Here is a 17,647-nt window from a genome sequence, read left to right on the forward strand (position 1 = left end):
GGAAAACGCGATTTACCTCCGATTTTTTTTAGTCTATTGGCAAACCAGCGGTCCTGTACATCAATCATACTATCAAGTGAGCTTTTCCATGCGAATTTCCGAACGTCTGGCGAGAATCAAGCCGTCCGCCACCCTGGCGGTGAACACCAAGGCGCAGGAGCTGCAGGCCCAGGGACGCGAGATCGTCAGCCTGGCCGTGGGCCAGCCCGACTTCTGCACCCCGATCAACGTCTGCGAGGCGGCCAAGGCCGCCTTGGACGACGGCTTCACCCGGTACACCGCCGTGCCCGGCATCCCCGAGCTGCGCGAGGCCGTGGCCGGGTACTACGGACGGTTCTACGGGGCCAAGGCCGAAGCGGCCAACGCCATCGTCTGCAACGGGGGCAAGCAGGTCCTGTACAACCTGCTCATGGCCCTGGTGAACCCCGGGGACGAGGTGCTCATTCCGGCCCCATACTGGGTCAGCTACCCGGCCATGGTTCAGCTGGCCGACGGCGAGTCCGTGTTCGTGCCGACCACCGCCGACGACAGCTACCTGGTCACCCTGGAGGGGCTGGAGGCCGCGCGCACGGACAGGACCAAGGTGCTCATCCTCAACTCGCCGTCCAACCCCACGGGCTGCTGCTACACCCAGGTCCAGCTGGAGGCCATCGCCGAGTGGGCGCGCAAGCACGATATCTTCGTCATCTCGGACGAGGTTTACGACCGGCTGGTCTACGCCCCGTTCGAACCCGCCTCCCTGGCCAAGACCTGGGAGATGTACCCCGAGACCATCGCCATCGTGGGCGCGCTGTCCAAGTCGTTCTGCATGACCGGCTGGCGCGTGGGCTACGCCCTGGCCCACGAGGACCTGGTCAAGGCCATGACCAAGATACAGGGCCAATCCACGTCCAACATCAACTCCATCACCCAGCGCGCGGCCTTGGCCGCCCTGACCGGTCCGTGGGAGATCGTGGACGAGATGAAGCAGGCCTTTGTCCGCCGCCGCGACCTGGCCTACGAGATCATCACCGGCTGGGGCGCGACCTGTCCCAAGCCCGACGGGGCGTTTTACCTCTTCCCGGTGCTGGACAAGTTCTACACCGACGACGCCCCGGATTCGGCGGCCATGTGCACCAAGATCCTCGAAGAGGTCGGGGTGGCCCTGGTGCCCGGTTCCGCGTTCGGCGACGACAAGTGCATCCGCTTCTCCTACGCCGTGGACGACGAGGTGCTCAAGTCGGCGCTCGCCAAGGTGGGGTCGGTGCTGCTCGGGAAATAGCCCGAGCACCACGGTCTCGTCGAAATTGAGAGATATGGAAGGCCGCCCTCTGGGGCGGCTTTTTTTGTGGGACAAAGAGGAAAATGCGCGGTTGCACCGCTTAAGAGCCGCAGTGCGGGGCTGCGCCCCTGCACTTGCTCCATGCCCTCCCGGCGGGGGCCATTTTTTTGCTGGCCCAAAAAAATAGACGAAAAAAAAGGCCTTGGAATGTGGGACGGCCGCCCGGAGAACGCGGGCCAAGAAGCTGATCCGCTCGGGTCGGCTCCCGAATCGAGGCTCGCTGCGCTCGCGACGATTCGAAGAGCCGCCGCCCCTCGCGGTCAGCTTCTAACCCCGCGTTCAAGGGCTCGTTTGGGTGAAGGGAAGAGTGGCAGCGGGGCGCGGGAGGCCGTGCCTCGCCGCAGGCTATGGAGAGCCGCTGTCGGACGGGGACGTCCGAGGCGCTCCCTGGAAACCTCTCTGCATTCCTGCCGGGCCTTATGCCAAGCCAAACGCGGCAGGCCAATCCTCACAGACGGAGGGCGGCAATCGGAAGCGGACCCTAGAGCCCGTCTCCGGCGGCGAAGCGTCGGCGGGATCGCGTCTGCGCAGCGGACTTTCGATCCCGCCAGCGAGAGCCGCTACGGGCTCTTGGGTCCGCTTCCGCCGCACTCGCACCAAAAGCGCAGTTTTTGCTTCCTTTTTTCTGCGCCAGCAAAAAAGGAAGTCGCCGTAAAGGCGAAAAACAATGTAAGGAGTACAACCCAAAGTCCCGACGCGGATGCGCGGACATCCCCCGCGCTCGCCCAAGCCCGCCGCAGGCGATCCGCCACACCCCGACGCGGATGCGCGGACGAATCAATGCGTCCCCACCTCTTAAAAATAGGACGGCGCACCATGCCCAAGCATGGTGCGCCGTCCTATCCCGATATCTCGGGGCGGCGGGGTGAGCCGCCTTCTATTCGTACAGCTTGTCGAGTTCTTCGTAGACGTAGCGCATGTGCATCATCTTGGGGGAGCCGCCCATGGCTACCGCGAGCAGACCCGCGTCGATGATCTCGTCCTTGGTGGCGCCGTTGGTCACGGCGTTCTGCACGTGGAGCGAGATGCACATGTCGCACTGGGTCAGGATGGAGCAGGCGATCAGGATCAGGGACTGGTACTTGTCCTCGATGGCGCTGCCCTTCTTGATGGCGGCGGTGAACCCCTGGTACGCTTTGAAGACGTCGCGGCGGTTCTTGTTCATCTGGCGGAAGAGTTCGGTCGCTTTCTCTGCGGGTTCCGGCATGGCGGCCTCCTTTTAGTAGAGTCCGGTCCAGGAGAACGTCTCCTGGACCGGGCCTATGAGAGGGAGAGAGTCCCGATTGGGTTGCCCATTGGGTACATTCAAAAAAACGGGCTGTAAAGCGGAAAAAAGCAGAAAAAAATCTATTTTTGAAGAATTTTGTTGCGAATATTTTCACATAAGCAACCGATTCCGCGTCTTTGAGCGAAAAAAAACGCTTCCGCGGCCCCTTCGGGAAAAAAGTGGAGGGCTAGTCTTCCTTGCCGTGGAGCAGGGTGTAGAGCGCGCCCCTGCGGTCCAAGAGCTCCTGGTACTCGCCCTGTTCCACGATGCGGCCCGCCTTGAGGACCACCACCTTGTCGTAATAGGGCAGCATGTCCAGGCGGTGGATGACCGCCAGGACCGTGGACTTGCCCTTCCAGTTGGTGGTCAGGATGTTCTGCACCCGGGCCTGGGACTTGTTGTCCAGGGCGGCCGTGGCCTCGTCCAGGATGAGCACGGGCGGGACCTTGAGGAAGGTACGGGCCAGGGCCACCTTCTGGCGCTGGCCGCCGGACAGCCGGTCGCCCATGGAGCCCACCTGGAAGTTCATGCCCATTTCGACCACGGGCTCGAGCGCGCCCTGCATGATCAGCGCCTGCATGATCCGGTGGTTCAGCTCCTCCTCGGCCCCCTGGGCGTCGGTGCGCACGCGGCCGAACAGGATGTTGTCCTGGATGTTCAGGGCGTCGATGTATTCGTCGTTGGTGAAGAAGGTGAAGGCGCCCGGGTAGTTCCGGGAGACCTGGTCCATGAAATCCTGGCGGGAGCGGACCACTCGGTTGGAGAACCCCTTGTCCAGGACCACCTGCTTGTGGATGCCGGGGATGTAGGCCATGGCCAGCTTGAAGATCAGCTCCTGTTCCTGTTCGGACAGGGGCTCGCCCGAATCGAGCCGGTTGGCCACCTTCTGGTAGTCGCCGTACTCGGCCTCGGGGATGGGACAGTTCTTGAAATCGTCGTGGGTGGGCTCCGGACCGAGCTCGTCGGTGACCACGCGGGCCAGGGTCTCGCCCAGGACGGTCAGGTGCGCGCTCAGGCCGTGGTCTTCCAGGAAGGCCTGGAACTCGGGGTGGGCGTGCAGGTGCTCCTGGTCGAAGGCCTCCTCGTTGGCCGCGCCGAAGGCGATGTTCTCGGCCACGGTCATGTACCGGGAGTAGGACCCCATGTCGAAAAATTCGATGTGCTCGGCCACGTCCGCGTACATGCCCGCCTCGCCCTCCTGGAACTCCTTGCGCGAGGCCAGAATGGCCTCCTTGAGGATTTGGTTGTCGGCCTTGGGGGCCAGGCGGGAGCGCAGGGCGAAGGCCAGCACGTCGGTGAACAGCCCGACCTGCTGGGTGATCTTGATCAATTCGTCCAGGCTGGCCTCGTCGCCGCCCGGACAGTGTCCGCCCTGCATGGTCAGGGAACGGCAGGAGTAGAGCAGGTTCTCCTTGACCGTGCCGTCGAAGATGAACGGGTGCTGCGCGACCATGCCCAGGTTGTAGGAGATGTCCTGCTTGGTCAGCTCCGAGACCTCGCGGCCGCCGAGCATCACGCTGCCGCCCGTGTACTTGTAGAGCTGGGCCACGCACAGGGCCAGGGTGGACTTGCCCGAGCCCGAGAAGCCGACCAGGGCCACGTGCTCGCCGCCCTTGATCGACAGGGAGACGTTGTCCAGCAGCCGGACGTTGCCGCCGACCACGAAGGACAGGTTGCGGATCTCCACGTCGTTGTCCAGGTGGTAGGGCTCGCGGCCCTCGGCTACCTGCTTGAACTCCGGGGCGTGGTCGAAGGCGCGCATGATCTGCTTGTAGCGCACGGAGCTGTCCTGGTAGACCTGCCAGAACTCCATGAGCTCCTTCCATGGGTCGTAGAGCTTCTCGTAGGCGGACAGGAAGGCCACGATGGCGCCCACGTCGAAGCGGCCCTGGATGGCGTACCAGCCGCCGATGAGGAAGAGGACGAACGGCCCGAGGCTCATGAAGAAGTTGTTCACGAACTTGATGCCGAACTTGATCCCGTTCTGCAGCACCGTGGCCTTGTAGAGCTTGTCCAGAATCTTGGAGAAGCGCTGCTTTTCCAGGGGGATGGAGGCGTTGGAGTGGACTTCGTGCACGCCGGAGATGGCCTCGCCCACCAGCCCGGACAACGCCTGGGTGTGCTTGATGCGGCGGCGGTTGGCCCGGCGGAAATATTTCTGGATGCGCGGCAGGATGAACAATTCGATGGGATAGATGGAGATGGAGATCAGCCCGATGGTCGGGTTCAGGTTGATCATGTATCCGGCCATGGCCAGGAAGGTAAGGACGTTGACCGCGGGCACGGCCACGGCCTGGCCGATGAAGGAGGCCACCGGGATGAACTCGGTGATCAGGTACGAAATGACGTTGCCGGGCGAGGTGCGGCGGTAGAACTGGACCGGCAGGGAGAGCAGGTGCTCGTAGAGCCGCTCGCGGATGGTCTTGAGCGCCCGTTCGCCGATGTGCACCTGCATCAGGTTGATGGCGAACTTGAGCACCCCGGCCAGGGTGACGGACCCGATGTACAGGGCGCAGTAGCGCCACAGGGCCGGGACGTCCTTCATGCCGATGGCCTGGTTGATGATCCTTTTTTGCATTTCCAGCGGGACCACGCGCATGGCCACGGTGACCACGATGATGCCCACCACGACCAGCTGAAGCGGGACGCTCTTGTACAGAACCCATGAATAGAGGGAGGTTTTGGTGATGCGTTTCTGTTCGTTGGGGTGCGGCATGGGTCATCCGTTTTTAGAGTTCGGAACAGTACGTCTATAAACGGTCCGCACCGCTTTTCCAAGCATTATAATGGAAATGGGAAGCCCGGCGGTGGACAGTTGCCCCCTGTTTGTGGTCAAAATGCAAGTGCGGCGCAAACGGTGTCGAGGCGTCCGGAAAAGCGTATGAAGATATCCATCAGGTTAAAATTCTTTGCGGTGCTCCTGGCCTTCAGCCTGGCGCCCATCTTCATTTCGCGCGGGCTCATGAGCCGGGCCTCCCACGACGTGGTCGAAAAGACCGATCAGCAGACCCGACAGGAACTGCTGGACATCATGTCCAACGAGTTCGAGTACACGGCCTCCTCCCTGCTGACCCTGCTGGAGCGCAGCTCCGAGGCCATGCGCCTGGCCACCATCGGCGTGGCCCACGAGGTGGACGCGGCCATGAACAGGACCCCGTCCGCGGACGCGCCCGAACCCTATATGGCCAACGATTTCGGCGACCCGGACCTGACCCCGCCCGACGCGGCGAGGCGGCAGGGCTACGCCAAGCGGACCATGGGCAACGGGCAGCAACTCCTTCAGGTCAGCTTCGACCATCCCACTTTCCACCTGCCCGCCCACGTGGACGAGAAGGCCGTGATGCCCGAGATGCGCCGCCTGCTCCTGGCCGCGCCCGGCATCAGGAACATCTTCCGGAACCTGCCCAAGGCGCCGTTCTGGATCAACGTGGCCATGGAGTCGGGCGTGTTGATGACCTACCCCGGGCACGGGCGGCTGCCGATGCGCTACGACGCCCGCGATCAGGATTGGTACCAGGAGGCCCGGACCTCGGACGCCTGCCGATGGTACCACACCGTGGACCCGGCCAGCCGGTACATCGTCAACAAGGTGGCCTTCCCCCTGCTCGATACGTCCGGCCGGTTCCTCGGGGCCGTGTCCATCGACATCCCGGCCCACTCCATGATGCCCGACGAACAGCTCGAGGCCCGGTGGGGGGGCGAGGTGCGCACCTTCCTGGTGGAGCGCATCCTGGAAGGACAGCCCACGGACAAGGGGCTGCCCATCCTGGTCCAGCTGGAGTCCACCGAGAAAGGGCGTCGCCACTGGACGAGCGGGGTGGAGCAGGAGTGGCTGAGCTTCGACGAGCCCGTGGGCTACCAGATTCTGCTCCATGCCCTGGACACCCGCGAATCCGGCGTGGTGGACGTCTCCTACAGGGGCGAGCCGTCCCTGTGCGCCTTCGCCTCCTCAGAGAGGATGTCGTTTCTGGTCATCGCGCCCAAGACCGTGGTGGCCAAGCTGCCCAACGAGGTCTCGGCCACCCTGCGAAACCTGTTCACCGAGATGCGCGTCCTGTCCCTGATCATCTCCGGGGTCATGCTGCTCATCACCGCGCTCATCGCCTGGTTCGGCTCGCGGGCCATCACCAAGCCCATCTACTCCATCGTCGATGTGGCCAAGCGGCTGACCCAGGGGGATTTCAGCGCGCACATCGACCACCACACCGGCGACGAGCGCGACGACCTCATCCGGTCCATCAACGACATGGGCCCCAAGCTCAGGGAGCTCATGCACCTGAACCGGGACATGGAGGTGGCCCAGGAGGTCCAGCGGCTGCTGCTGCCGAACGCGGAGCCCGAGCTGGACGGGTTCGACATTTCGGGCGGCATCCTCTACTGCGACAAGACCGGCGGCGACTACTACGATTTTCTAAAGGTCTGCCGCAAGGGGCCCTCGTGCCTGGCCGTGATCGTGGGCGACGTGTCCGGCCACGGCATCCCCTCGGCCCTGGTCATGGCCGCCGCCAGGGGCCAACTGCACACCCTGTCGGACATCGATCTGGCCCCGCACGAACGGATGGGGGCCATCAACCGGGTGCTGTCGCGGGACCTGGACGGCACCGGACGGTTCCTGACCCTGTTCTACCTGCAGCTGAGCGCGGACTCGGCACAGGTGCAATGGGTCCGGGCCGGGCACGATCCGGCCGTCCGCTATACCCCGGCCACGGGCGAGTTCAGCGAGCTGCGCGGCAAGGGGCTGGCGCTGGGCGTGGACGAGAACTATGTCTACGAGACCAGCGAGGCCGCGCTCGAGGAGGGCGACATCCTGGTCATGGCCACGGACGGGGTGTGGGAGGCCCGCAACGGGGACGGCGAAATGTTTGGCAAAAAGAGAATGCTTGCCATCATCAGGGAGAACGCCCATAAAAGTGCAAAGGACATCCGTTTGGCCATGATGGCCCGGGTGGAGGACTTCCAGGGCAACGGCCAGGAGGACGACATCGCCGTCGTCGTGGTCAAGAAGGGTACAGGCGACATGTCCATGGCTCGGCATTCCATCTCCTTTCGCATGACCAACAAGGAAAACTGCTTCAAGTGCTTCCAACCCAAGGTGGAGGCCTTCGGCAACGCGCACGGCCTGCATCCCAAGATCGTCTTCCACCTGACCCTGGTTCTGGACGAGCTGACCACCAACATCATTTCCTATGGTTACGCAGATTTCGACGAGCACCCCATCGACGTGACCATCGCCCTGCAGGGCGACGACCTGACCATCCGCGTGGAGGACGATTCCGAGCCCTTCAACATCCTGGAGGCCCCGGAACCCGAACTGGACCTGCCCCTGGATGAACGGTCCAAGCCCGTGGGCGGCCTGGGCATCCACCTGGTCAAGAACATGGTGCACGGCATCCATTACAAACGAGAAAACGGCAAGAACGTACTGACCCTGCGCAAGAACATCAGCAAGACACACTGCCCGGTGCAGGGCTAGGGAGCATACGGAGGGAGCAAATGGCATTGAATCAGATCGACGAAAGCGGGGTGGTCATCCTCGCGGTGGACGGCAACCTGGACGGCGAGGGCACCCAGGCCCTGGAAGAGAAGGTCCTGGGCCTGCTCGAGAACGGCACCACCAAGCTGCTGTTCGATTTTTCCGGCCTGGACTACATCAACAGCTCGGGGCTGCGCGTTTTGGTCCTGGCCTACCAGCGGCTGAAGAAGAATTCCGGCGTCGTGGCCATCTGTGGGGTCAAGGACTACATCCAGGAGGTCTTCGAGGTCTCCGGGTACGACAAGATTTTCCAGCTCTACCCCTCCCGCGCCGATGCGCTCGGAGGCTTGTAGACCGCAGTCGGCCTTGTTCCACTAACTCGGGGAGCAAAAGCGTATACAGGCCTCGCCATTGGTTTGGCGGGGCCTTTTTTGCGCCTTTTTTCGGAACATGGCTCGGCCCGCCCCCGCGAAGCGGCACCAAAAAGTTTGGGAAAAGGAGGGGATGGGGGCCCGGGGGAAGGGGAGGCCTCTTACTCCCCGGCCCGTTCGTTGTCGAGCAGGGCCTTCTTCCTGTCCAGCCCCCAGCGGTAGCCCGCCAGTTCGCCGGTCTTGCGCACGACCCGGTGGCAGGGCACGGCCACGGCCAAGGGGTTGGCGGCGCAGGCCGTGGCCACGGCGCGGACGGCCTTGGGGGCGTCCAGGGCGCGGGCCACTTCGCTGTAGGTCCGGGTTTCGCCCGCCGGGATGCGCGCAAGCTCCTGCCAGACGCGCTGTTGGAAGGCGGTGCCCCGGATGTCCAGGGGCAGGTCCAGTCCCTGGTCCGGGCTGCGGACAAAGTCGGCCACCTCGGAGAGCAGCGGGGCGAGTTCGTCCTGGGCATCGCGCAGATCGGCCTCGGGGAAGCGTTCGCGCAGGGCGTGGACCAGTTCCTCGCGGGTGTCGCCGAGCTCGATGGCGCAGACGCCCAGGTCGGTGAATCCGGCCAGGACCGTGCCCAGGAAGCTCTCGGCCGTGGCGAAGCGGATGGTCAATCCCCTGCCGCCCTTGCGATAGGCGGCCGGGGCCATGCCCAGGGTCCGGTCGGCATGCTCGTAGAACCGGCTGGGCGCGCCGAAGCCCGCCGCGTAGATGGCCTCGGTCACGGATTGCCCTCGCGCCAGGGCGTCGCGGACCCGCTCGTCGCGCACGGCCCGGGCGTATTCCTTGGGCGTGATCCCGGCGCGGCTCTTGAACAACCGCTGGAAATGGGACGGGCTCAGGCCCGCGTTCCGGGCAAGGAGTTCCAGGGACGGGGCCGGTTCGCCGTCGGCCAGGGCGCGTTCGATGGACCGGCAGGCGGCGGCCATGCGGCCGGATGCGATGTCCCGGTGGGACGGATCGTCCGGGCGGCAGCGCTTGCACGGGCGGAACCCCGCCCGCTCGGCCTGGGCCGGGGTGTCGAAGAAGCGCACGTTCTCGGGCTTGGGCGAGCGGGACGGGCAGCCGGGGCGGCAGTAGATGCCGGTGGTGGCGACCGCGTAGACGAATCCCGAGGCCGAACCGTCCCGGTCCAGGACCGCCCGGAGGCGGCTGTCGTATGGTCTTTGCTGTGTGGTCATGGGTCCAAGATACCCGCACGGGCGCGGCAAAACCATCCGTTTCTTGCCCCGCAATCCGGGTTTGCGGGCGGGTAACGAAAAAACCCGCCCGTCCACAACGGACGGGCGGGCCTGTATGGCTGGTGAGGCTGGCCTTTAGAAGCTGTAGCCGAGTGCGGCGCGCATCTCCGCGGGGATGACCGCATCCTGGCCGGGCTCCAGGGCCTTCCAGGGAGCGCCGGCTTCCTTGCGGGACGCCTTCACTTCCTCGAGGTCAAAGCCGTAGCGGGGCACGTCGAACTGCTGGCCGGGGTAGATCAGATCGGGATTCTTGATCTTGTCGCGGTTGGCCTTGTAGATCAGGGGCCACATGAAGGGATCATTGTACACGTGTTTGTACTCGGAGATCCACCACAGGCACTCGCCCTTGGTCACGGTGTGGGTGACGGGCAGCGCATCGTACTCGGCCTTGTACACGGCCATGGGATCCATGGGGGGCGCGGGCTGCTCGACGACGACTTCCTTTTCTTCGACCACAACCACTTCGGGTTCGGTCTGGACTTTCTTGGAACAACCCCAGGCGAACACGACGCACAGGGCAATTGCCAGTAAAATCAGCTTCTTCATTGAAGGCCTCCTCAAATAAATCTCGGTTAACAATTTCCAGCGAAACGCTGGTTCATGTATGTATTCTATTTGCCCAATTATCAATAATTTTCTTTTCTTGCAACACCATTTTGCTAGCCGGGTTCTCCTTGATCGCCTCGTCCACCGCCTGGGCCGCCTCGTCCACCCATCCCCCCAGGCGCAGGGACTGGCTGGCCAGGATGTACATGCGCTCGGGCTCGTGCCCGTAGATGGCGAAGATCAGGCCCGCGTATTCGTTTGCGAACACGGCCCGGACCAGTTCGTTCTGAGAAAAAATATACCGCGCCAACAGGACGTTATCGCTGTAGCGGTGCAGGTAGTAGGGGAGCAGTTGGCGGCCTTTGGCGATGATGAACCGGATGCGGTCGATCTCGCGGCGCATGGACTCCTCGGTCTGGTTCAGGACCTGGAAGAGCTGTTCGGTGACGTCCTTTTCCGAGGTGTTCAGATCGCCCTCGTAGAGGCGGTGGAACCACGGCGCGTAGTTCTGTTTCTGGTAGGCGTCCTCCTTGAGCTTCAGGGTCTCGTGGAAGATGTAGCCCAGCGCCCAGTCCAGGAACTGCCCGCCCAGCTGCGCGTGCGGATCGTTGCGGAAGACGTGGTGGGCCGTGTCCTTCATGCGCCACAACAGCCCCTTGTTCATCTCGCTGCCGACCAGGTCTTTGAGCACGTCGAACTCGACGGTGCCGTCCTCGTCGAAGCGGACGAACTGCTTCTCCAACTGGTCGCAGGCCTGGCAGAAGAACTTGAACAGGTCTCGGACGAACTCCGGGTGCTTGGCCTGTATCCATGCTTTCGACATGCTGACTGTCTCCGTGGTTTGCGCGGCGTCTACGCGGGGAAGATGACGTCCACGCGCGCGCCGCCCTCTTCGGCGTTGCTCAGGTCCATCTCCGCGCCGTGGCTCTCGAAGATGGTCGAGACCAGGGCCAGTCCCAGGCCGGTCCCGGTGTCCTTGGTGGTGAAGAACGGGTCGCGCACCTGGTCCAGGTGCTCGGGCGCGAAGCCCGGCCCGGTGTCCACAAGGGTCACGTGCAGGCCCTTTTCGCCGCGCGCCGCCCGGATGGACAGCTCGCCCGGCCCGTGCATGGCCTGCAGGGCGTTGGCCACCAGGTTGTAGAAGGCGCGGTAGAGCAGGTCCTTGTCGCCCTTGACCATCATGTCGCCCTCGAACTCGCGGTCCACGGTCACGCCGAGCTTTTCGCACTCGGGCTCCATGAACACGGCCACCTGGTCGAGGATGGACTTGACGTCCACGTCGTGCATGGCCGGTTTCTTCGGCCGGGCGTAGTCCAGGAATTCCGTGACCGTGCGCGACAGCCGCTTGGCCTCCTCGTGCAGGGCCTCGAGGATGCGCACGTTGGAGTTGTTCTCCTTCTTCGCCTTTTTCAGGATCAGCTCGGAGCTGGAGCAGATGATCCCCAGCGGGTTGCGGATCTCGTGGGCCACGCCCGCGACCATGCGGCCCATGCCGGCCAGCTTCTCCTGCTGCTGCAGCTCGAAGATGAGCCGCTCCTTTTCGCGCAGCTGCCTGTTGGACAGCCGCTCGGCCCTGCGCAGCACGGTCAGAACCAGGAAGAAGAGGACCAGGGAGGTGACCAGGGAGAAGGCGATGATCAGCCGCTCGAAGTTCAGGGAGGCCAGGTAGTCGGCGGTGATGTCCTGCTGGAATTCCAGGATGCCCATGATCGGGTTGGCCTCCATGTCGGTCAGGCTGCGCTCCACCCGCAGGGGGTAGTATGCGCGCAGGACCATGGACCCGGGATCGAGATCGACCCGGAACAGGGAGGCCACCTTGGAGACCTTGGACAGGATCTCGGCGCTGAAATCCTCGGTCTCCCAGGTCTTGTTGACCATGTAGTCGGCGTTGCCGTCGTCGCCCACCTCGTTCTTGTTCAGGGAATAGGTGATGTTCCCCTCGCGGTCGTAGATGCGCAGGCTCGAAACGTGGAAGCTGTGGATGGTCGAGCGGACCACCTTGTCCATGGCGGCGGCCTGGTCCTCGTTGCGTAGCCGGATGGCCCCGAACTTCAGCACCGTGGGGATGACGAAGCGGGTGAACAGCTGGTGGCTGACGTTCTCGGCCAGGAGCAGGGCGAAGGCCTCCTGCTTTTCGAGCAGGGTCTGTTCCGCGTACTTGGAGATGAACAGGGACAACAGCAGGCTGAAACTCAGGATGATGACCAGCAGGGTCCAGGATATGACCCGGACGAACTGGAGCGGGCTGCTGCCCTCCTCGCGATTATTCGGCAATGACTCAGAACTCCCGTAAATCTCGTTGTGCGGTCAAGAACCCGCTCAGGTCCGCCTTCTCTTCGGCCAGCCCGTCCGCGTCCATGCGCGCCTTGGCCAGCCGCTTGCCCAGCTCCACCGCGGGCTGGTCCAGGGGGTTGATGCCCATGAGCCAGCCGGTCAGGATGGTGGCCGCGCCGAGCAGCCCTATGAGCTTGCCCGCCTGCTTCGGCCCGTCCGCGCCCATTTGAATCTCCACCAGGGGCACGCCGTTCTTGGACAGGGCCATGCGCGTGCCCAGCCCCTCGGCCTGGATCAGCTCGCCGAAGTCCTTGCCCCGAACATAGGCGAACTGGTCGGGCAGGTCGGCCGGGAACTTCGGCCCGGCGGGCAGGGACGGGCAGGTCAGGAACAGGCACGCCTTGTTGCGCACGCCGTCCATGAACATCTGGTTGACCGAGTGCTGGTCGGTCACGCCCACGGCGGGCACGGGCTGGCTGCCCTTGCCTTCCTTGCCGAGCGATTCGGCCCACAGCTGGGCGAACCAGTCGCCGAAGCTGGCCCACAAGGGGATATAGGCGAAAAAGATCATCTCCGTAAAGCCCTTGTCCATGAGCGCCGCGCCCCAGGCGGCCAGGCGGAAGGCCTGGGTTCCGGCCAGGGTCTCGCCGTCCAGGTTCGGGTCGGCCAGCACGTCGGCCACCTCGCGCGCCCCGGCCATGAGCGCGTCGGTGTCCATGCCCAGGAACAGGGCCGGGATCAGCCCCACGGCCGAGAGTACGGAGTAGCGTCCGCCGAGGTTGTCTGGCACGGGCAGGGCCTTGATGCCGAAGGCGTCGACCTCGCCGCGCAAAAAGCCCTGCTTCTCGTCGGTGACCAGGAGCATGTGGTTGGCCCAGTCGTCGCCGAGCCGCTCCTTCATCCATTCCTTGATGATAAAGTACTGGCCCACGGTCTCGATGGTTCCGCCGGACTTGGACACCGTGACCACCACGGTCTTTTCGGGCGGGAGTTCGGCCATGTAGGCGTCGAGCGCGTAGGCGTCCACGTTGTCCGCGATCCACAGGGACCTGCCGCCGTGGCCGGGGCGGTCCTGTTCGGGGTAGAAGGCCTTTTGCAGGGCGCGGGCACCCAGGGCCGAGCCGCCGATGCCGAGCAGGAGCATGTGCTCGAAGCCGTCGAGGTAGCCCGCCAGTTCGGCCAGCTGATTCTTCAGCTCGGCCTCGTAGGGCATGGTCAGGAAGGGCAGCCTGCCCGCCCCTGTCTCCTCGCGCAGGCGGGCGGCCATGCCGTCGGCCTTGCTTTCATAGGTCGCCATATCCAGTCGGTCGAGGTCCGCGTTGGTCCAGTCGAGAATGTCAGCCATGTCTTCCTCCGTATTGAGGTCGGTGTTCGCCGCGCCGTGGCGTTGCGGCACGCTCCCGCGCGTGCCGGTGCGGCATGCGTCCGTGCGGCGCAGGGCACGGTTGGGCAGAGGGTATCACTATTTCGATGAAAATGTCATGCGCGTCAGCGTTTGCCGAAGAGCAGCCGCTGCAGGTCGGCCAGGGTCGGGGCCGTGCCCGAGTGGCAGACCGGGCCGTGGCCCAGCCGACCGGCCTGCTTGAGGCGCACGCCGTGGGCGGCCACCGGACGCACCTGGCCGTTCAGATCGATCTCGCCCCAAAAGACCGAGGCCTCGGGCAACGGCTGGTCGTAGAAGGATGACATGACCGCAGCCACCACGGCCAGGTCCAGGCCGGGGTCCTTGGAGGCCAGCCCGCCGGTGATCTTGGCGTAGATGTCGTGGCCGCTCAGGTTCAGGCGCAGCCGCTTTTCGAGCACGGCCAGGAGCAGGTTCAGCCGGTTGGTGTCGAAGCCCAGCGCCGTGCGCCTGGGGATGGTCAGAAAGGACTTGGAGACCAGGGCCTGGACTTCCACGGCGAAGGGCCGCTGCCCGTCCACGGCCAGGGCCATGGCCGTGCCGGACAGGGACGGGTCCCGCGCGCCCAGGAAGAAGGTCGCCGGGTCCTCGACCACTTCGAGCCCCTGCTCCTTCATGGTGAAGACGATCAGTTCGTCGCTGGGCCCGAACCGGTTCTTGAGCACGCGCAGGATGCGCGAGAAATGCTTGCGGTCGCCCTCCAGGTACAGGACCGTGTCGACCATGTGCTCGAGCAGCTTGGGCCCGGCGATCTGGCCGTCCTTGGTCACGTGGCCCACCAGGATGAGGGTGGTCCCGGACTTCTTGGTCTTCTCCACCAGTTCGCTGGACACCGCGCGCACCTGGCTGACCGAGCCGGGGATGCCTTCGGCCAGGGGCGAGGCCAGGGTCTGGACCGAGTCCACGATGAGCAGTTCGGGCGGGTTGGGCCCTTCGAGCACGGCCAGCCCGTCCTCGACCTTGTTGGTGGCCACGGCCATCAGCCCCGGTCCGAGCAGCCCGAGCCTGCCCGCCCTGGACTTGAGCTGGGCCAGGGATTCCTCGCCGGACAGATAGACCGCCGTGTGCCCCAGCCGCGCCTGGCTGCCCGCCAGCTGCAGCAGCAGGGTGGATTTGCCTATGCCCGGCTCGCCGCCCACCAGGATGGCCGCGCCCGGCACCAGCCCCTTGCCGAGCAGGTGGTCCAGGGAGGGCAGCCCGGAGGGCCGGGCCCCCAGGTGCTCGCTCTCAAGATCCTCCAGGAGCTGGGGCGTGGACTGGGCCGCGGCCGCGCCCACCGGGACCGAGGTCTTCTTCGACACGGTCACGGCCTCCATGGTGTTCCATTCCTTGCACGACGGGCACTGGCCCTGCCAGCGGGGGGACTGCGCGCCGCAGGCGGCGCAACGGTAGGTTTCCTTGGTTTTCATTTCGTGAGTATCCCGCCATTTACGGGCAAAAGTCCAGCGCGGGAATAAGGTTGCACAATTAAGGCGTTGACGGCGGCAGGGCGCGGCTGTATTGCCATTGATCAGCGGATCAATCCACATGAACGACATCAGACATTCCTGCCTGTCCGGGGCGCGCGACTCCATCCCCATCCTGCTCGGCATGGTGCCCTTCGGGCTCATCTGCGGCGTGGTCAGTACGGGCGCGGGCATGTCCCCGTGGGGGGCGCTCGGCTTCACCTGGGCCATCAACGCGGGGGCCAGCCAGCTGGCGGCCCTGCAGCTCATGGAGCACCACGCCACCCTGGCCGTGGTCGTGCTCACCGGGCTGATCATCAACCTGCGCTTCTTCATGTACTCGGCGTCCATCGCCCCGCACCTGAAGGCCATGTCCCTGCCGGGCCGGGCCCTGCTCGGGTTCGTCCTGTCGGACCAGGCCTACGCCCTGTCCATCGCCCGCTTCCACCGGGAGGACGCCGAGGAGATCGACAAGCCGTTCTACTATCTCGGCGTGGCCCTGGCCATCTGGGCCTCCTATTCCGTGGGGGCCGTGTTCGGGGCGTCCGTGGGCGCTCTCATCCCGCCCGCCTGGGACCTCGGTTTCGCCGTGCCCCTGACCTTCATCGCCGTGGTCGTGCCCGCCATCAAGGACCGGCCCACGACCCTGGCCGCCCTGTCCGCCGGGACCGTGGCCTGGTTTGCCGACGGGCTGCCCTACAACCTCGGGCTCATGGCCGGGGCCGTCACCGGCATCCTTCTGGGATACGCCGCCGAAAGGAGGCTCGTCCGTGACTGACGCGTCCGATTTCTGGCTGGTGGCCGTCCTGCTCGGGCTGGGCACCTTCCTGATCCGCTTCTCCTTCATCCTCATCGTGGACAAGGTCGCCTTTCCCGAGGCCGTGGTCCGCATGCTGCGCTTCATCCCGGCCTCGGTCCTGCCCGCCATCATCGTGCCCGCGGTGCTGCTGCACGGCACGGACGGCGGCCCGGTCGGCCCGGCCCGTCCGGTGGCCGCCCTGGTCGCCGTGCTGGTGGCCTGGAAGACCCGCAGCATCTTGGTGACCATCCTCAGCGGGATGGGAACGCTCTGGCTTTTACGGGTCTTGTTCTAGCCGTCCGGGGCGGGTGTCCGAATCGCGTATACCGAGCGCACAGACCCTCCCCCCTTGCCGGAATCAGTCGATTCGGCTAAGTTTGAGACGATACCTATAGAACTCGTCCCGCTTCGCCCCGGGAACAAAAAGGGGAGATATGAGCGATACCGGCCAGTTTACCATTCAGGGGCTGCGGGCCTTGCTGAAACCCTTCGCAAAGGCGGCTTCGGGCCGTGCCCTTTGGCAGGTCCTCAACACGTATCCACCTTATCTGGGGCTTTGGGCCCTGCTCGTGTACCTGATCCGGACCGGGGCCTCGGTGTTTTTCATCTTGCCCCTGCTCCTCCTGGAATCTCTGCTTCTGGTCCGTATCTTCGTCATCTTTCATGATTGCGTACACGGGTCGCTCTTCGCCTCGCGCCGGGCCAACCTTGTTCTGGGCTATATATCGGGAATCCTGACGTTCACCCCGTTCACCTATTGGCAGCGCAACCACTTGGTCCATCACGGGGCCTACGCGAACCTGGACCGCAGGGGAGTGGGCGATCTGTGGACGTTGACCGTGGCAGAGTACAAGGCGCTCACTCCGGCCGGTAGGCTGGCCTACCGTCTCTATCGCAACCCACTCGTATTTTTAGGTGTCGGTCCCGGGTATTCCTTCCTGATAACGCAGCGCTTCCTGCACGAATGGGAGGGAAAGAAGGAACGTTTCAGCGCCACGTTCACCAACGTGGCCATCGTGGGGGTCGTGGTTCTGGCCAGCCTGACAATGGGCCTCAAGACCTATTTGCTGATCCATGTGCCGGTCATCCTTCTGGGCGGCGCGGTCGGCGTCTGGCTGTTTTATGTGCAGCATCAATTCGAGGGCGTGTACTGGGCGCATCCGGACGAGTGGGATCCGGTGAAGGCCGCCCTGGAAGGCTGTTCCTACTACAAACTGCCCCGGATTCTGCAGTGGTTCACCGGCAACATCGGGTTGCACCACATACATCATGTCCTGCCGAGGATTCCCAACTATCGGCTCCAGCAAAGCTACGACAGCACGCCGGAGATGCGGACGGTGCCGTCGCTGACTTTCCTGAAGAGTTTGAGATCGTTGCGACTGAACCTGTGGGATGAGGAACGGCGGGAGCTGGTCGGTTTCGGATCGCTGACGGCCTGATCGTCGCCGGACCATCCCGAC

14 protein-coding genes are annotated in these 17,647 nt (G+C 64.4%); 6 read left to right on the forward strand and 8 right to left on the reverse strand.

The window, feature by feature from the left end; genetic code table 11:
* Window positions 1-88 precede the first annotated feature (88 nt).
* A complete protein-coding gene (locus ACR42D_RS02085; RefSeq protein WP_484565220.1) occupies window positions 89-1,261 on the forward strand; it encodes a pyridoxal phosphate-dependent aminotransferase in 1,173 nt (390 codons plus the stop codon).
* A gap of 937 nt (window positions 1,262-2,198) precedes the next feature.
* On the opposite strand, the gene ACR42D_RS02090 is transcribed toward ACR42D_RS02085, so the two are convergent.
* Together ACR42D_RS02090 and ACR42D_RS02095 are read right to left on the reverse strand one after the other, a co-directional pair.
* Window positions 2,199-2,528, reverse strand: a complete 330-nt coding sequence (locus ACR42D_RS02090; protein ID WP_484565221.1) for a carboxymuconolactone decarboxylase family protein — start codon at window positions 2,526-2,528, stop codon at window positions 2,199-2,201.
* Between the two features lie 247 nt (window positions 2,529-2,775).
* Complete coding sequence (locus tag ACR42D_RS02095; protein ID WP_484565222.1) at window positions 2,776-5,304, reverse strand: ABC transporter ATP-binding protein; 2,529 nt, start codon at window positions 5,302-5,304, stop codon at window positions 2,776-2,778.
* A 165-nt stretch (window positions 5,305-5,469) separates the two neighbouring features.
* Between ACR42D_RS02095 and ACR42D_RS02100 the strand changes: the two genes are divergently transcribed.
* Window positions 5,470-8,061, forward strand: a complete 2,592-nt coding sequence (locus tag ACR42D_RS02100) for a SpoIIE family protein phosphatase (protein WP_484565223.1) — start codon at window positions 5,470-5,472, stop codon at window positions 8,059-8,061.
* Between the two features lie 20 nt (window positions 8,062-8,081).
* Window positions 8,082-8,414, forward strand: a complete 333-nt coding sequence (locus ACR42D_RS02105; RefSeq protein WP_484565224.1) for an STAS domain-containing protein — start codon at window positions 8,082-8,084, stop codon at window positions 8,412-8,414.
* Window positions 8,415-8,593: 179 nt separating this feature from the next.
* Here the strand turns inward: ACR42D_RS02105 and ada are convergent, their stop codons facing one another.
* The 6 genes from ada to radA all read right to left on the reverse strand — a co-directional run bounded on the left by ada (window position 8,594) and on the right by radA (window position 15,352).
* The gene (gene ada, locus ACR42D_RS02110) at window positions 8,594-9,661 is read right to left on the reverse strand and encodes a bifunctional DNA-binding transcriptional regulator/O6-methylguanine-DNA methyltransferase Ada (protein WP_484565225.1); all 1,068 of its coding nucleotides are present in this window, start codon (window positions 9,659-9,661) and stop codon (window positions 8,594-8,596) included.
* A 135-nt stretch (window positions 9,662-9,796) separates the two neighbouring features.
* Entirely contained in the window at window positions 9,797-10,267 is a 471-nt protein-coding gene (locus ACR42D_RS02115) for a LysM peptidoglycan-binding domain-containing protein (RefSeq protein ID WP_484565226.1), read from the reverse strand.
* 52 nt (window positions 10,268-10,319) lie between these two features.
* Window positions 10,320-11,090 (reverse strand): hypothetical protein, encoded by a 771-nt coding sequence (locus ACR42D_RS02120; protein ID WP_484565227.1) that lies wholly within the window; start codon window positions 11,088-11,090, stop codon window positions 10,320-10,322.
* Window positions 11,091-11,119: 29 nt separating this feature from the next.
* Window positions 11,120-12,541, reverse strand: a complete 1,422-nt coding sequence (locus tag ACR42D_RS02125) for a sensor histidine kinase (RefSeq protein WP_484565228.1) — start codon at window positions 12,539-12,541, stop codon at window positions 11,120-11,122.
* Window positions 12,542-12,545: 4 nt separating this feature from the next.
* Window positions 12,546-13,886 carry a glucose-6-phosphate isomerase gene (locus ACR42D_RS02130; RefSeq protein WP_484565229.1) on the reverse strand — a complete coding sequence of 447 codons (1,341 nt, stop codon included), beginning with the start codon at window positions 13,884-13,886 and terminating at the stop codon, window positions 12,546-12,548.
* Window positions 13,887-14,029: 143 nt separating this feature from the next.
* Complete coding sequence (gene radA / locus ACR42D_RS02135) at window positions 14,030-15,352, reverse strand: DNA repair protein RadA (RefSeq protein WP_484565230.1); 1,323 nt, start codon at window positions 15,350-15,352, stop codon at window positions 14,030-14,032.
* A gap of 118 nt (window positions 15,353-15,470) precedes the next feature.
* On the opposite strand from radA, the gene ACR42D_RS02140 reads away from it, so the two are divergent.
* From ACR42D_RS02140 to ACR42D_RS02150, 3 genes are all read left to right on the forward strand, one after another.
* The gene (locus ACR42D_RS02140) at window positions 15,471-16,166 is read left to right on the forward strand and encodes an AzlC family ABC transporter permease (RefSeq protein ID WP_484565231.1); all 696 of its coding nucleotides are present in this window, start codon (window positions 15,471-15,473) and stop codon (window positions 16,164-16,166) included.
* Complete coding sequence (locus ACR42D_RS02145; protein ID WP_484565232.1) at window positions 16,159-16,482, forward strand: AzlD domain-containing protein; 324 nt, start codon at window positions 16,159-16,161, stop codon at window positions 16,480-16,482. The genes ACR42D_RS02140 and ACR42D_RS02145 overlap by 8 nt, the downstream gene beginning before the upstream one ends.
* 139 nt (window positions 16,483-16,621) lie before the next feature.
* Window positions 16,622-17,626: a fatty acid desaturase gene (locus ACR42D_RS02150; RefSeq protein ID WP_484565233.1), complete on the forward strand. Its 1,005-nt coding sequence runs from the start codon at window positions 16,622-16,624 to the stop codon at window positions 17,624-17,626.
* Window positions 17,627-17,647 lie beyond the last annotated feature (21 nt).

The sequence above is a fragment of the Pseudodesulfovibrio sp. lm2024 genome (assembly GCF_051175575.1).
In the GTDB taxonomy this organism is placed as follows: domain Bacteria; phylum Desulfobacterota; class Desulfovibrionia; order Desulfovibrionales; family Desulfovibrionaceae; genus Pseudodesulfovibrio; species Pseudodesulfovibrio caledoniensis.